General features: G+C 43.0%; 14 protein-coding genes. 8 read left to right on the top strand and 6 right to left on the bottom strand.

Features of this window, described 5'->3' with window-relative positions:
- Positions 1-78 precede the first annotated feature (78 nt).
- The 3 genes from yhcY to yhdA are packed head-to-tail and all read left to right on the top strand — an operon-like array spanning position 79 to position 2,383.
- Positions 79-1,218 (top strand): two-component system sensor histidine kinase YhcY, encoded by a 1,140-nt coding sequence (yhcY, locus tag CW370_RS00390; RefSeq protein ID WP_024573283.1) that lies wholly within the window; start codon positions 79-81, stop codon positions 1,216-1,218.
- On the top strand, positions 1,215-1,862 hold the full coding sequence (gene yhcZ, locus CW370_RS00395) for a two-component system response regulator YhcZ (RefSeq protein ID WP_021479675.1): 648 nt from the start codon (positions 1,215-1,217) through the stop codon (positions 1,860-1,862). The genes yhcY and yhcZ overlap by 4 nt, the downstream gene beginning before the upstream one ends.
- Positions 1,859-2,383, top strand: coding sequence for an FMN-dependent NADPH-azoreductase (gene yhdA, locus CW370_RS00400; RefSeq protein ID WP_101169436.1), 525 nt, complete (start codon positions 1,859-1,861; stop codon positions 2,381-2,383). Before yhcZ ends, yhdA begins: the two co-directional genes overlap by 4 nt.
- A gap of 14 nt (positions 2,384-2,397) precedes the next feature.
- On the opposite strand, the gene CW370_RS00405 is transcribed toward yhdA, so the two are convergent.
- The gene (locus CW370_RS00405) at positions 2,398-2,640 is read right to left on the bottom strand and encodes a YhdB family protein (RefSeq protein ID WP_003233373.1); all 243 of its coding nucleotides are present in this window, start codon (positions 2,638-2,640) and stop codon (positions 2,398-2,400) included.
- A 200-nt stretch (positions 2,641-2,840) separates the two neighbouring features.
- Between CW370_RS00405 and CW370_RS00410 the strand changes: the two genes are divergently transcribed.
- Entirely contained in the window at positions 2,841-3,164 is a 324-nt protein-coding gene (locus tag CW370_RS00410) for a YqzG/YhdC family protein (RefSeq protein ID WP_014476269.1), read from the top strand.
- A 41-nt stretch (positions 3,165-3,205) separates the two neighbouring features.
- On the opposite strand, the gene lytF is transcribed toward CW370_RS00410, so the two are convergent.
- From lytF to CW370_RS00425, 3 genes are all read right to left on the bottom strand, one after another.
- A complete protein-coding gene (gene lytF, locus CW370_RS00415) occupies positions 3,206-4,672 on the bottom strand; it encodes a peptidoglycan endopeptidase LytF (protein ID WP_101169437.1) in 1,467 nt (488 codons plus the stop codon).
- A 153-nt stretch (positions 4,673-4,825) separates the two neighbouring features.
- Positions 4,826-5,266 carry a nitric oxide-sensing transcriptional repressor NsrR gene (gene nsrR, locus CW370_RS00420; protein ID WP_014479293.1) on the bottom strand — a complete coding sequence of 147 codons (441 nt, stop codon included), beginning with the start codon at positions 5,264-5,266 and terminating at the stop codon, positions 4,826-4,828.
- 106 nt (positions 5,267-5,372) lie between these two features.
- The gene (locus CW370_RS00425) at positions 5,373-6,899 is read right to left on the bottom strand and encodes a mechanosensitive ion channel (protein ID WP_423779684.1); all 1,527 of its coding nucleotides are present in this window, start codon (positions 6,897-6,899) and stop codon (positions 5,373-5,375) included.
- 162 nt (positions 6,900-7,061) lie between these two features.
- Between CW370_RS00425 and spoVR the strand changes: the two genes are divergently transcribed.
- Entirely contained in the window at positions 7,062-8,468 is a 1,407-nt protein-coding gene (gene spoVR, locus CW370_RS00430; protein ID WP_003233364.1) for a stage V sporulation protein SpoVR, read from the top strand.
- Positions 8,469-8,497: 29 nt separating this feature from the next.
- Here the strand turns inward: spoVR and phoA are convergent, their stop codons facing one another.
- Positions 8,498-9,874: an alkaline phosphatase PhoA gene (phoA, locus tag CW370_RS00435; protein ID WP_029946211.1), complete on the bottom strand. Its 1,377-nt coding sequence runs from the start codon at positions 9,872-9,874 to the stop codon at positions 8,498-8,500.
- Positions 9,875-10,411: 537 nt separating this feature from the next.
- Between phoA and lytE the strand changes: the two genes are divergently transcribed.
- Positions 10,412-11,416 carry a peptidoglycan endopeptidase LytE gene (gene lytE, locus CW370_RS00440; protein ID WP_003244816.1) on the top strand — a complete coding sequence of 335 codons (1,005 nt, stop codon included), beginning with the start codon at positions 10,412-10,414 and terminating at the stop codon, positions 11,414-11,416.
- Positions 11,417-11,485: 69 nt separating this feature from the next.
- On the opposite strand, the gene citR is transcribed toward lytE, so the two are convergent.
- Positions 11,486-12,361: a transcriptional regulator CitR gene (citR, locus tag CW370_RS00445; protein WP_003233357.1), complete on the bottom strand. Its 876-nt coding sequence runs from the start codon at positions 12,359-12,361 to the stop codon at positions 11,486-11,488.
- Between the two features lie 108 nt (positions 12,362-12,469).
- Between citR and citA the strand changes: the two genes are divergently transcribed.
- Both citA and CW370_RS00455 read left to right on the top strand, forming a co-directional pair.
- A complete protein-coding gene (gene citA, locus CW370_RS00450) occupies positions 12,470-13,570 on the top strand; it encodes a citrate synthase CitA (protein ID WP_024573277.1) in 1,101 nt (366 codons plus the stop codon).
- 73 nt (positions 13,571-13,643) lie between these two features.
- Positions 13,644-14,513, top strand: coding sequence for an SDR family oxidoreductase (locus CW370_RS00455; RefSeq protein WP_015483011.1), 870 nt, complete (start codon positions 13,644-13,646; stop codon positions 14,511-14,513).
- The last annotated feature ends 241 nt before the right edge of the window (positions 14,514-14,754 follow it).

The following is a 14,754-nucleotide window of genomic DNA, read 5'->3' on the forward strand; positions in this document are numbered from 1 at the left end:
ATCATCCTACAAGTGAAGCAATGAAATACAAAAAACTGGTATAATCTTAAATACAAGATCAATGCCGGAGTGAGAAACGTGAGCAAAACGAGGATGGAAAAATTAAAAACGCTGAAAACGATTGCGGAAACCTTAAATCAAGGGCACGATATCAAAGCAACATTGGATCAGGTTTTAAAAGAGTTGCTGAGTCTGACAAACCTTCAATCCGGATGGATTTTTCTGATCGAAGAAGATGGGTCTTATACGTTAGCGGCCGACGCTTATCTGCCCCCGGCTTTAAGCCGCAAGGAAAAAGTGCTGATGTGCGAGGGGGAGTGTTACTGCCTGACGAAATTCAATAACGGAGGGCTTAGAAAAGCTGCAAATATCATGAACTGCAAACGCATCGAATCAGCAGAAAACCTGCATTGTTTTGACACAGAAGGGATTACGCATCATGCAACTGTGCCTTTAGAAGACGGGGACAGAAGATTCGGATTGTTAAATGTAGCGGCGGCCGGAAAAACCATGTTTGATGAGGAAGAGCTGCATTTACTCGAATCTGTCGCCTTTCAGATCGGAACGGCAATCCAGCGTATGAGGCTTTCCGAATATCAACAAAAAAATGCTCTTTTAATGGAGCGTAACCGACTCGCTCAGGAGCTTCACGATTCTGTCAATCAAATGCTGTTTTCCGTCAGTTTAACTGCCAAAGCTGCGAAGACACTAACAAAAGATGAGAATTTACAGCAGATGATTGATTTCATCCAAAACCTATCACAGGACGCGCTCGCAGAAATGAAAGCGTTAATTTGGCAGCTTCGCCCCGGAGGATTGGAAAAAGGGCTGGCTGAAGCCATTAAAAGTTATGGTGCGCTCATTGGATTGAAGATCATTTTTACACAAAAAGGCAGTCCTGTTCTGACTGATGAGCAGGAGCATATGCTATGGCGTGTCGTACAGGAAGCTTTAAATAACTGCAAAAAGCATGCCGGAACGGATACGGCTTATGTTAGTCTGACTGCTTCTTTGTGCCATGCGGAGCTGGATATAATCGATCATGGGGCAGGATTTCGCTATGAAGCGCATGCCGGTCTGCCTTCACTTGGCATCAAGGGTATGAAAGAACGGGCGGAAAAAGCCGGCGCTAAGTTTTGGATTGAGTCAGCGCTTGGAACTGGAACAAAGCTATCCATCAGGCTTCCGCTAACAAGCCGAAAAGGAGGGGCGGTATGAAAATTGTCATTGCTGATGATCATCATGTTGTCAGAAAGGGTCTGCGTTTTTTCTTTGCCACCCAGGATGATATTGAAGTTGTCGGAGAAGCTGCAACCGGAATAGAAGCTCTCCGTGTCATCGAAGAGACAAAGCCGGATCTTGTGCTAATGGATCTGTCTATGCCCGAGATGGACGGCATTCAAGCCATTAAAAAAGCAATACAGCAATTTCCGGAGACGAATATCATTGTGCTGACGAGCTACTCTGATCAGGAGCACGTCATCCCCGCGCTTCAGGCAGGCGCGAAGGCGTATCAATTAAAGGATACGGAGCCCGAGGAATTGGTGAAAACACTAAGACAAGTGCATGCTGGAGAATACAAGCTTTCTACAGCTATTATGCCCCATGTGCTGACACATATGAAAAATCAGCACGACCCGGAAAAAGAAAAATACTATCAATTAACAAGAAGGGAAAAAGACGTTCTGACTGAAATAGCAAACGGGAAAAGCAATAAAGAAATCGCAGCAGCCTTGTTTATTTCAGAAAAAACAGTAAAAACCCATGTATCGAATCTTTTAGCAAAACTTGAAGTGGCTGATCGCACGCAAGCAGCGCTTTTCGCAGTGAAATATAATCTGAATGGAGAGATCTCAAAATGAACATGTTAGTCATAAATGGCACGCCAAGAAAACATGGCAGAACAAGAATTGCAGCATCCTATATTGCAGCTCTGTATCACACGGATTTGATTGATCTAAGCGAGTTTGTATTGCCAGTTTTTAACGGTGAAGCGGATCAATCTGAACTGTTGCAGGTACAGGAGCTTAAGCAACGCGTTACGAAAGCGGATGCGATTGTATTATTATCGCCTGAATATCACAGCGGCATGAGCGGCGCTTTAAAAAATGCCTTGGATTTTCTAAGCAGCGAACAATTCAAATATAAGCCCGTTGCATTATTGGCAGTAGCGGGAGGCGGAAAAGGCGGCATCAATGCGCTGAACAATATGAGAACTGTGATGCGGGGTGTCTACGCCAATGTCATTCCGAAGCAGCTGGTGCTTGATCCGGTGCATATTGATGTTGAAAATGCTACAGTGGCTGAAAACATTAAGGAAAGCTTAAAAGAGCTTGTTGAAGAACTCAGCATGTTCGCAAAAGCAGGAAATCCCGGCGTCTAAACGCCGGGATTTGTTTATGTGAGAAGGGCTATTTGATCTTCATAAGTCAGCTCTGTGGCATGATCAATATAACGGAGAAGGGAATACAGCATCTTTTCTAAAACGGCGTAATCCTGTTCAAAATGATACGCATGCAGAAAATGCTCAATTCGTTTTGACAACAAATCGTCCTCTGTACGCACCATTAAAATTAATAAATTATCCCATTGAGAACGATGGGTGTAATAAAGCGCTTTATCGTAATCGGCATAATCCATGAATCGCTTCTCCTTTCTTGGGTGAGAAGTTCATGATTAGTTTATGCCGCATCCTCTGTAATTGACGGGGCAAAACTTGGCGTCTGCGGCAGTAAAGGGGTAGCAATATGAGGGAGACATAAAATCAAAATGCCTGAATGAAGATATCGCTTTTGGTAAACCTATGAGGGAACATATTCTGGGTACAGGAGACTGAAAAAATGAAATCTCTGCCGTATACCATCGCGCTTCTTTTTTGCGGATTGATTATCGTGTCAATGGCTGCAAAAGGTCATTCAACGGACACAAACGAGTCCGTTCAAAAGTGGGAACAGCTTGCCTGGAGCAAAATTCAGGATGAATATAAGGGCGCTTCATTTTCTGATTATGCTTATATGGGGCGTACAGAGGTGAATGATCAGCAGACGAAAGATGTCTTTCGGGTAACAGTCAGACAAAAAGATGACACTTTTTCTGTTCGGGCCGAAGTCTATTTTCATCCGGTGACAAATCATATGATTAGCATCAACGTCTTTAGGCTCTAATAAAAAACTGTACAGCCGTTAAGGCCGCACAGTTTCTGTTTTTAGAAATATCGTTTTGCACCGAGATAGCGCTGTTTCCAGTAAGAGTTGTTCATATTGGAAATGACAACTCCGGAATCGTTGGCATTTATGAATTCCCCGTTGCCTAGGTAAATTCCGACGTGGGAAGGGCCGGCTTTATATGTTGTAAAGAAAACGAAATCTCCGACAGCAGGCTGGCTAACTGATTTCATTGTGTTCCAATATCCCGCTGCCGTTAATCTAGATACGGAAGTGACTTTGTTCAGTACATAGTAAATGAATCCGCTGCAGTCAAACCCGGACGGTGTCGTGCCTCCCCAGCGATACGGAACCCCAAGCTGCGCTTTAGCGGCCGAAATCATTGTGTTAATCTTCGCACTCGTTGAGCTGGTGGTGTTTGAAGAACCGGATGAAGACGATGATGAAGCTTTTCCGGAAATGACCAGCTTTTGGCCAACCTGCAAGACATCCGTTTTTAAATTGTTTTTCTCACGAATCTGCTGAGCTGTTACATTAAATTTTTGAGCAATCACCCATAAGGAATCACCGCTTTTCACCGTGTATGTAGTCGTCGTGCCGGAGCTTGCATTTGACGAAGAAGACGACGATGATGAAGAGCCTGAAGATGCTTTACCTGTCAGCTTCAATACTTGTCCAACGTAAAGCACATCTGATTTCAGATTGTTGATATTTCGGATTTGCTGTACAGTCAGGTTATAGTTGTTTGCGATTTTCCAAAGTGAATCACCGCTTTTAACGGTATATTTAGTTGTTGCTGAAGTTTGGTTCGATTTGGATGAAGTGTCTTTAGAAGACGTATCAGAGCCGTTTGATTTTGTTTTCAACACCTGATTCACGTAAATGGTGTCTGATTTTAAGTTGTTCAAGACCTTCAATTCAGCGATGGACATATTGACTTTGTTTGCAATTTTCCAAAGTGAATCTCCAAGCTGCACCTTATATGTTCCCGTAGAAGATGAGGAACTTGAACTCTTATTAGAACTGCTTTTTGAACTGGAGCTTGAACTCTTATTAGAGTTGCTTTTTTTACTGGAACTAGAGCTTGAAGAAACAGTACCGGACACCTTTAATTTCTGCCCAGCACGAATTAAATCGCTGCTTAGTCCGTTTAATTTTTTCAGTTCCTGCACCGTCATTTTAAACTCATTTGCGATTAGCCAAAGTGAATCTCCGCTTTTCACTGTGTAAACAGAACTTCCGCTCTTCTTGGTTGTTGAGCTTGAAGTAGATGAAGAAGTGCTGGATTTGCTGCCTGGAATAGTAAGCGTCTGGCCGATCGACAGAACAGTAGTCGAAAGATGATTGGCGGATGTGAGGGCCGCCACACTTGTGTTATAGGTTTGGGCCAGTTTCCATAAAGAATCTCCGCTTTTGACCTTAATCGTTGCTGCTTCAGCTGGTGTCACTGCTAAAGTTGTGCCGACAATCGCAGATGCTGTCAGCCCTGCTGCTAATTTCTTTTTCATCTTAGCTCTCCTTTTTCCCCCAATGATTTTGCATTTGCTGTTTCTTTTTTATATCGGCACATTTGTCTCATCGTTTTGCCTTTTTATAAAAATAGCCAAATTATCTTAACAATAAGGGGGAAAAAGGGCATAAAAAAAGAAGGAATCATGGATCTATTCCTTCATTTTTAAAAGCTTCATGATATCTTCCTTGTTTTTGACGAGGTCGCGCAGTGTATATTTGTCTAAAACCGCAAGATAGGCCAAAAGCGCTTCATTCAGCACATGTTTTAAGCCGCAAACCGGGGAAATAACGCAGAGATTCTTGTTCGCATCAAAACATTCAACAATATTAAAATCGTCCTCCGTTTTTCTGACAACCTCACCGATGTTGATGTCTTCAGGTTCCATGCCTAATCGTATGCCGCCGCCCCGTCCGCGTATCGTTTCTACGTAGCCGAGCTGGCCGAGCCTGTATATGACTTTCATGAGATGATTTTTTGAAATAGAATACGTTTCGGCAATCTGTTTTATATTTGAAAGTTCTCCGGGACGCTCTGCAGCCAGAAAAATCAACACTCTTAATGAATAATCTGTATAATTGGTTAACTTCATAATAAGACCTCAGAATAAGACATTTTCTATATCTTATCATAATCGATTGAAAAATGAAAAAAAAGGAATTAAAAAACATGCACCCAGCTGGGTGCATGTTTTTTGCTTACATGTCATTCGGCGGATTTTGGTTTTTACGGTTTTTTTCGATTTCTGTGTTTTGCATTTTGCGTTCAAATGTAGACAGATAACGTGATGCAAAATCCTTACCGCCAAGGCCGAAGGATAAACCGAAAGCGAGTGCGAAGCCGCTAAGAACGATGATGAACGCGGAATTGACGATTGTCGCAGCGACACCGAGCTGATCCAGGGCCATAAAGAAAGCAAGTGCGATAATCGTATATTTAGCAATAGGCGCTAAAGACTTGAATTCCTGGCCTTTTATCATGCTTGCGAGCACTTTTCTCACCAATTCTCCTGCGTAAAGGCCGAGTCCGAGAATGAATACTGCGACAAGGACATTCGGCAGATACGCGATGATGCCAGTGGCAATTTCTACGAGGAAGTGCAGCCGAACAATTTGAAGCGCCTCAGCTGTAAAGAGCAGAATGACAATGATTTGCGCAATCATACCGACAACTTGAGACAAGGACAGCTTTGCAGGCGTTCCGGCATCCATGCCCATTTTCCCTAAGACAGAATCAAAGCCTGCGCGATGGAGCAGTCCGGACACCATGGATTTCACCCATTTTCCTGCCCAGATACCCGCTAAAACAAGCACGATGGCAATCATGATGTTCGGAAGCATGTTTAAAATCGTATTCAGCATAGAGACAGCCGGTTTTGAAATGCCGGCGACATCCAGCTGATCAAGCGCTGAAATGACCACCGGAATCATAATCAGCACATAAGCGATTGTTCCGATGACTGCTGAAAGGCTTGTATCTTTTAAGTAAATTGATAAACCCATACGTGCCGCGAATCTTTCCGTGCCGATGCTTGCAAGGAAATTCGTAATGATATCACGAACAAGGCGGGCAACAAGCCAGCCGATTAATACGATAAGCGCCGCTGCAAATAATTTCGGCAGAAAAGCGAGCACGCTTTCCATCATATTTGTAAAAGGACCTGAAATGCCGCTGATTTTCAAAGAAGATAAGACCCCTGGCAGAAAAACAAGCAGCACGAGATAAAAGACAATTTGTGAAGCGGTATTGACAGCCTGGTGAATATCTTTTCCTTCAGACACCAAATTCCACTTGCGCAGTTTGTCACTCGTGTTCAGCTTCATCCCGATTTTTTTGACAAGGAAGCTCAAAACAGAGGCTGCAGCCCATCCTAACAGCAGAATGAGTCCGGCTTTCAGCACGCTTGGGATCGCGGCTGCAATCGCCGAAAGCATACTGACAAACGGCGATGCCACTGTTGTCAGGTGCAAAATGTTAAAGAATAAAATAAAGACGATGATCAGTGCGATAAAATAAACGACCTTGCTTATGACTTTTTCCGAGGAATAGCGTGAAGGCTTTTTCCCAGCAAAGAGCTTGTCGTCGATTTTTGTTTTGCTGAGTCCTTTGTATACCGCTTTTTCAATGATTTTAGCAATAGCCCAGCCGATTAATAAGACGAGTAAAGCAATGATTACGTTTGGCAGCTTACTGAGATAAGAAGAAAGCACGTCTGCTACATTCAATTGGTATCGCTCCTTTTTCGTAGTATGGTGTGTGTTTACCCACTGATCCAATAAGCAAACAGATGAATGTGCCGGGGGAATTTTTTCTTGCCCGAGTGAGACTATCATCTTTTGTCTGGCGGGCTCATACATTATAGATAAGTCCAAGTAGGGGGGATTCGGTTGAACGCGGAGGAGAAGAAGGGATTACAGCGGGCAATTGAGGAAATTACCGAAATTGCAAAAGGATTCGGCCTTGATTTCTACCCGATGAGATATGAAATCTGCCCGGCTGAAATTATTTATACATTTGGCGCGTACGGGATGCCGACAAGATTCAGCCACTGGAGCTTCGGCAAGCAGTTTCACAAGATGAAGCTGCACTATGATCTAGGGTTAAGTAAGATCTATGAGCTGGTCATTAACTCAGATCCATGCTACGCTTTTTTGCTGGACAGCAACTCACTGATCCAAAATAAATTGATTGTCGCACACGTTCTTGCCCATTGCGATTTCTTCAAAAACAACTGCCGTTTCCAAAACACGAAGCGCGATATGGTGGAAAGCATGGCGGCAACGGCTGAACGGATAAAACACTATGAGCAGGTTCACGGGATTAAAGAAGTCGAATCTTTTTTAGATGCGATCCTTTCGATTCAGGAGCATATCGATCCGTCGTTGGTCCGACCAAAGCTCCAATGGAGTGTGGATGATGAGGAAGAGGAGATTGAAGAGGCAGCCACGCCTTACGATGATCTATGGTCTTTGGATGAAAAGAAACCGAAAAAACAAGTGAAAAAATCGAAAAAACCGTTCCCGCCGCGGCCTGAAAAAGATATCCTGCTTTTTATCGAGGAGCATTCCCGGGAGCTGGAGCCATGGCAGCGTGATATATTAACGATGATGAGAGAGGAAATGCTTTATTTCTGGCCTCAGCTGGAAACCAAGATTATGAATGAGGGCTGGGCTTCCTATTGGCACCAGAGAATTATACGTGAGCTTGATTTGACCTCTGATGAAGCGATCGAGTTCGCCAAGCTGAATGCAGGTGTCGTTCAGCCGTCCAAAACAGGCATTAATCCTTATTATTTAGGGCTGAAAATATTTGAAGACATTGAAAAGAGGTACAACAACCCGACGGAGGAAATGAAGAAAATGGGCGTGCAGCCTGACTCCGGCCGGGAGAAAATGTTTGAGGTCAGGGAGATTGAATCCGATATCTCTTTCATCCGCAATTATTTAACCAAAGAATTAGTCATGCGCGAGGATCTTTATTTGTTTCAAAAACAGGGCCGAGATTATAAAATCATCGATAAACAGTGGAAGTCGGTGCGCGACCAGCTCGTAAGCATGCGGGTAAATGGCGGATTTCCATATTTGACAGTAAACGACGGCGATTATATGAAAAATAATGAGCTCTATATTAAGCATTGGTATGAGGGCATAGAGCTGGATTTGAAATATTTGGAGAAAGTGCTTCCTTATTTATTCCAGCTTTGGGGTAGAAGCGTGCACATTGAGTCTGTGCTTGAGGATAAGGAAGTCATGTTTTCGTACGACGGAAAAGGTGTTCACCGCAGATATTTATAAAAAAGAGGATGCAGCGTTCTGCATCCTTTTTATTTTCCAGTTTTTAAAATCTTAAATATGATGTTTGCCTGGTCCGTATTGTTAATCAATCCGCGGAATTTTTCTTTTCCGGGGCCGTACGCGTATACCGGTACTTCTTCGCCGGTATGATCGGTACTCGTCCATCCGCTGTTGGAGCGAGTATTAAAAATCTTGATGATGGCTTTGTAGGCCCCTTTGCTTTTGTCAGCCTGTGCAGCTGCTTCAACGCTTTTGATTTCTTCAGACGTGAAGTCAAGGTCAGTATAGCGGGCGAGCACATCTTTAACCGGCTTGCCTTCACTGATTTTTTTGGCCATGAATTCAGGTGTTTTCTTAGCGGAGAGAATCGGTTCTGCGTGCCAATTCTTTTCCCCGTTTGCGCCAATGGTAAAGCCGCCGGTTGTATGGTCAGCAGTTGCAATCACAAGTGTATGTTTGTCTTTTTTCGCAAATTCAATCGCGGCTTTATAGGCCTGTTCAAAATCTTTAACCTCGCTCATGGCTCCTACTGTATCATTGTCATGGGCCGCCCAGTCAATCTGGCTCCCTTCGACCATCAAGAAAAATCCTTTTTTATTTTGGTTCAGGCGATCAATTGCTGAAACCGTCATTTCTTTGAGAGACGGTGTTTTGCTATCACGGTCGAGCGCCTTAGCAAGCCCTCCATCTGCGAAAAGCCCGAGCACCTGCTGATCTTTATTTTTCTTCAATGCTTGTTTAGTTGTTACATAGCTGTAGCCGGCTTGTTTGAATTCCTTTGTCAAGTTTCTGTCCTTGCGGTTAAAATAAGATTTTCCGCCGCCGAGCAGCACGTCTATTTTATGTTTGCCTTTTATTTTGTCATCCATATAGCTGTTGGCGATTTGGTCCATGTTTTTCCGTGATTCATTGTGGGCACCATATGCGGCTGGAGTGGCGTGGTTAATTTCAGACGTGGCGACAAGCCCTGTTGACTTGCCTTGCTGTTTGGCCTCTTCAAGTACTGATTTCACTTTTTTCCCGTTTTTATCGACACCAATTGCATTGTTATATGTCTTAACGCCTGTCGCTAATGCTGTTCCGGCTGCTGCTGAATCTGTAATATTATAGTCAGGGTCATCCGGATGCGTCATCATCATGCCTGTCAGGTTCCGGTCAAATTCTGTTAACTTCGGGTTATTCGGTGTGTCACCGTTATTTTTCATGGAACGGTAGGCTCTTATGTAAGGCGTCCCCATGCCGTCGCCTATCATCACAATGACATTTCTGATCTCAGCTTTGTCTTGTTTTTTGGCGCTGGCCTTTTCTGTTTGCTGCAGCTCAACTCCGGCAAAGATTCCAGCTGTAAGGACAGAAACAGCAGCGATTGGCAGAAATTTTGATTTCATATTTTGAAACAAATTCATTTTCTCATGCCTCCTTTAATGTATTCCGTTTATCATGTTAGGGAAATTTTGTTAAATGCGGCTGTTGATCATGTAAACAATAAGTAAAGCCTTGTAAGGAAATGAAAAAACGCTTTTCGTTATCTTGCCTTATTTGATGTAAAGCATTCATTTTTCAGAAAAATCTTTACCTCTCTGTCTTTGCATGATATGTTTGTTTAAATAAAAAAACTGCGGATAACCGCAGCTCTCCTCGAATATTCTTTACCACTCATTTTTCCGGTATGTGAGCCGACCCCGAAAGTTTTTCATTTATTTCCTTTATGTTGAAAAACATCCCATAAAACATGACAAAAGCACTCGTTTTTTGTCACCTTTGCAACGAAAATGAAATATTTAATACCCTTAAAAACTTTTTTTTAGAACGAATAATTAAGAAATTTGTCACATGAAGTCAAGACTATTTCTGATGGGAATCTATCCTTATAATAGAAATCAATAAGATTAATTTAAAAAAAGAGATACATATATAGAGAGTTAACATTTGGGGAGGAAAATATGAAAAAGCAAATCATTACAGCTACGACAGCAGTTGTTTTAGGATCGACGTTATTTGCAGGAGCGGCATCTGCACAAAGCATTAAGGTGAAAAAAGGCGACACGTTATGGGATCTTTCAAGAAAATACGACACAACGATCAGTAAAATTAAATCAGAGAACCACCTTCGTTCAGACATTATTTATGTGGGACAAACTTTATCGATTAACGGCAAATCTACGAGTTCAAAAAGCAGCAGTTCTTCTTCCTCTTCTTCTACATACAAAGTAAAGAGCGGGGACAGCCTTTGGAAAATTTCAAAAAAATACGGCATGACAATCAATGAACTGAAGAAGCTGAATGGCTTAAAATCAGATTTGCTTCGTGTTGGACAAGTCCTGAAACTGAAAGGTTCAACTAGTTCAAGCAGCTCCAGCTCATCAAAAGTGTCATCGTCTTCAACTTCTACTTATAAAGTGAAGAGCGGAGACAGCCTTTCTAAAATTGCGAGCAAATATGGCACTACGGTTAGCAAATTAAAAAGCTTAAACGGCTTAAAATCAGATGTAATCTATGTCAACCAAGTATTGAAGGTGAAAGGAACAAGCACAAGCAGCTCAAAACCTGCTTCATCTTCATCATCTTCAAGCAGCAAAACGTCATCTACATCACTTAATGTGAGCAAACTGGTTTCTGATGCAAAAGCGTTAGTCGGAACGCCATATAAATGGGGCGGAACGACAACTTCCGGCTTTGACTGCAGCGGATTCATTTGGTACGTACTGAATAAACAAACAAGTGTGGGCAGAACAAGCACTGCAGGATACTGGAGTTCTATGAAGAGCATTGCCAGCCCGTCTGTTGGTGATTTCGTCTTCTTCACAACATATAAATCCGGCCCTTCTCACATGGGGATTTACATTGGAAACAACAGTTTCATTCATGCAGGATCTGACGGCGTACAAATCAGCAGCCTGAACAACAGCTACTGGAAGCCTCGTTACCTCGGTGCGAAAAGATTCTAATTTTAGAGAAAACCCGTTCATTGGAACGGGTTTTTTTCATTAGACGGAGCACAGGCGTTTTGGTTGCTTCTAAAAATGAAAATGTGATAAAAAATCCAAGAATTTTTTTTCTTTCTTATTTTCATAAAGGGCAATCGCGTAAGCGCCGGCATAGGGCAGCTGTACAGACTGATAAGGAATTCTGATCATCTGTTTCTCTGCTAACTCACGCTTTACTGTAGATAAAGGCAGAAATGAAACTCCGAGTCCTTCCTTGATAAACCGTTTCGTTATATGTGTTTGAGTGACCTTCATTGTTCTCACAAATGGAAATGTCATTCTGACTTGACGGAGCAAGTCGTCCCAGTAATCAGGATGATTATGGGTCAAAAGCAGGTATTGTTCGAGCACCTCTTTGGCATCAATTTCGTTGTCTTCTATGAAACGCTTATCGGGCGGGGCAACAAGGACGACAGGGTCTTTGTATAAGCAGTGGCAGCTTAAAGAAGAAGACTGTACCTTTAAACAGCTTAGTCCGATATCTGCTTCCCCGGCTTTAATCAGTGACGCGATTTCCGCTGATTCGAAAATCGTAACCGCCATTTCTGTTTCCGTATTCATTGCTGTGTACCGCTTCATGACAGAAGGAAGCACAGTATCTGCAATAAGCGGAGAAACCGCGAGCTGTAAGGTTTGAGAGTAGCCTTGTCTCACTCTGTGAAGCTCTGCCATGCTGTTTTCATAATCATCAAGAAGCCTGAGCGCATACGGCAAATACGCCCTGCCTTCATCAGTCAGCTGGATTTGCCTGCCTTTACGCTCGAACAGCTTGCAGCTGATTTCTTTTTCTAATTGCTTGATATGTACGGTCACAGTAGGCTGAGATAAGAAAAGCGTTTCCGCCGTTTTTCGAAAGTTCTCATATTTTGCAGCGGTCACAAAGGTGTGAAGCCATTTGAAATCCATTTCTATTCTCCCTCTGATTAATATTTTTAATTAATTCCCTTTAAAATATTCATTATTTTTTAAATATTATATTTACTATAATAACAGAAAAGGATAGGGGGAATACAAATGGTACATTACGGATTAAAGGGAATTACATGTGTGGAAACATCCATCAGCCATATTGATGGTGAAAAAGGGCGTCTGATTTACAGAGGACATCATGCAAAAGACATCGCACTGAATCACAGCTTTGAAGAAGCGGCTTATTTGATTTTATTTGGAAAACTGCCTTCAACTGAAGAATTGCAGGTATTTAAAGATAAGCTGGCTGCGGAACGGAATCTTCCGGAACATATTGAGCGCTTGATTCAATCACTGCCAAACAACATGGACGATATGTCGGTGCTGAGAACGGTTGTTTCAGCATTGGGGGAAAATACGTACACATTCCATCCGAAAACAGAAGAAGCAATCCGGCTGATTGCAATCACGCCTTCCATCATTGCATACAGAAAAAGATGGACGCGCGGTGAACAAGCAATTGCACCTTCTTCCCAGTACGGACATGTCGAAAACTACTATTATATGCTCACAGGTGAACAGCCTTCAGAGGCAAAAAAGAAAGCGCTTGAAACCTATATGATTCTGGCCATGGAGCACGGCATGAACGCATCCACTTTTTCGGCACGGGTCACGTTATCTACAGAGAGTGATTTAGTATCAGCCGTCACGGCTGCTCTCGGTACGATGAAAGGTCCGCTGCACGGAGGTGCTCCTTCTGCGGTGACAAAAATGCTTGAAGACATTGGAGAAAAGGAACATGCTGAAGCATATCTGAAAGAAAAACTCGAAAAAGGAGAGCGCTTGATGGGATTCGGCCACAGGGTGTACAAAACAAAAGACCCGCGGGCAGAAGCTTTGAGACAGAAAGCAGAAGAGGTGGCCGGCAATGACCGTGATCTTGATCTTGCGCTGCATGTAGAAGCAGAAGCGATTCGTTTGCTAGAAATCTACAAACCGGGACGAAAGCTGTACACAAATGTTGAATTTTACGCAGCTGCAGTGATGAAGGCCATCGATTTTGACGATGAATTGTTTACTCCGACCTTTTCAGCAAGCCGAATGGTAGGGTGGTGCGCCCATGTACTGGAACAGGCAGAAAACAACATGATTTTCCGCCCGTCAGCGCAATATACCGGTGCCATTCCCGAGGAAGTTCTTTCATAACATATTTTGGCGTTTATTCATTTCTGTCGTGTGGTAACGTTCAGTATCAACCACATGTCTAGGAGTGATGAATGTGAACCCAATGGACAGACAAACAGAAGGACAAGAACCGCAGCATCAGGACAGACAGCCGGGCATTGAGTCAAAAATGAATCCGCTGCCGCTGTCAGAGGACGAGGATTATCGAGGAAGCGGAAAACTGAAAGGAAAAGTTGCGATCATTACCGGAGGCGACAGCGGAATAGGGAGAGCAGCAGCTATTGCCTTTGCTAAAGAGGGGGCTGATATCTCCATTCTATACTTAGACGAGCATTCGGACGCAGAGGAAACACGCAAACGGATCGAAAAGGAGAATGTCCGCTGCCTGCTTATCCCGGGAGATGTCGGGGACGAGAACCATTGTGAACAAGCTGTGCAGCAAACAGTGGACCATTTTGGTAAACTCGATATCTTAGTGAACAACGCCGCTGAACAGCATCCCCAGGACAGCATTCTCAATATTTCAACAGAACAGCTGGAAAAAACCTTTCGCACAAATATTTTTTCCATGTTTCATATGACGAAGAAAGCTTTGCCTCACCTGCAAGAGGGGAGTGCCATTATTAATACGACATCGATTACCGCTTATGAAGGGGATACGGCGTTAATTGATTATTCCAGCACAAAGGGTGCGATTGTTTCCTTTACGCGTTCCATGGCGAAGTCGCTTGCAGATAAAGGCATCAGAGTGAATGCGGTGGCGCCCGGTCCGATTTGGACACCGCTTATTCCGGCGACATTCCCTGAGGAAAAAGTGAAACAGCACGGCTTGGATACCCCAATGGGAAGACCGGGACAGCCGGTTGAGCATGCAGGCGCCTATGTTCTGCTGGCGTCTGACGAATCTTCCTATATGACAGGGCAGACCATTCATGTGAATGGCGGACGTTTTATTTCAACGTAATCAACGAAAAACCAGCTCAAGAGCTGGTTTTTTTGTGTGGTGAAAAAATTCAAAATAAAAAATTTGTCGATTTTTCTAACAATTTTGTTTTCATTTTTGCAATTTTATATATAATATTGAGTAGGAGAAAGGAATGATTCGCGACCAGTACAAATATAGTAGAAAAAAAGAAAAATGACCATTGTTGCTCATGAATTCAGAAAATTCAAATAAAATATATATAAAAATAGATGATCGGGAG

The sequence above is a fragment of the Bacillus sp. SN32 genome, assembly GCF_002837495.1.
GTDB classification, from domain to species: domain Bacteria; phylum Bacillota; class Bacilli; order Bacillales; family Bacillaceae; genus Bacillus; species Bacillus subtilis.

Excerpts from the sequence above, each read along its gene's own strand:
- yhcZ (WP_021479675.1), top strand. The coding sequence starts at position 1,215 with ATGAAAATTGTCATTGCTGATGATCATCATGTTGTCAGAAAGGGTCTG.
- yhdA (WP_101169436.1), top strand. The coding sequence starts at position 1,859 with ATGAACATGTTAGTCATAAATGGCACGCCAAGAAAACATGGCAGAACA.
- CW370_RS00405 (WP_003233373.1), bottom strand. The coding sequence starts at position 2,640 with ATGGATTATGCCGATTACGATAAAGCGCTTTATTACACCCATCGTTCT.
- CW370_RS00410 (WP_014476269.1), top strand. The coding sequence starts at position 2,841 with ATGAAATCTCTGCCGTATACCATCGCGCTTCTTTTTTGCGGATTGATT.
- lytF (WP_101169437.1), bottom strand. The coding sequence starts at position 4,672 with ATGAAAAAGAAATTAGCAGCAGGGCTGACAGCATCTGCGATTGTCGGC.
- nsrR (WP_014479293.1), bottom strand. The coding sequence starts at position 5,266 with ATGAAGTTAACCAATTATACAGATTATTCATTAAGAGTGTTGATTTTT.
- phoA (WP_029946211.1), bottom strand. The coding sequence starts at position 9,874 with ATGAATTTGTTTCAAAATATGAAATCAAAATTTCTGCCAATCGCTGCT.
- lytE (WP_003244816.1), top strand. The coding sequence starts at position 10,412 with ATGAAAAAGCAAATCATTACAGCTACGACAGCAGTTGTTTTAGGATCG.
- citR (WP_003233357.1), bottom strand. The coding sequence starts at position 12,361 with ATGGATTTCAAATGGCTTCACACCTTTGTGACCGCTGCAAAATATGAG.
- citA (WP_024573277.1), top strand. The coding sequence starts at position 12,470 with ATGGTACATTACGGATTAAAGGGAATTACATGTGTGGAAACATCCATC.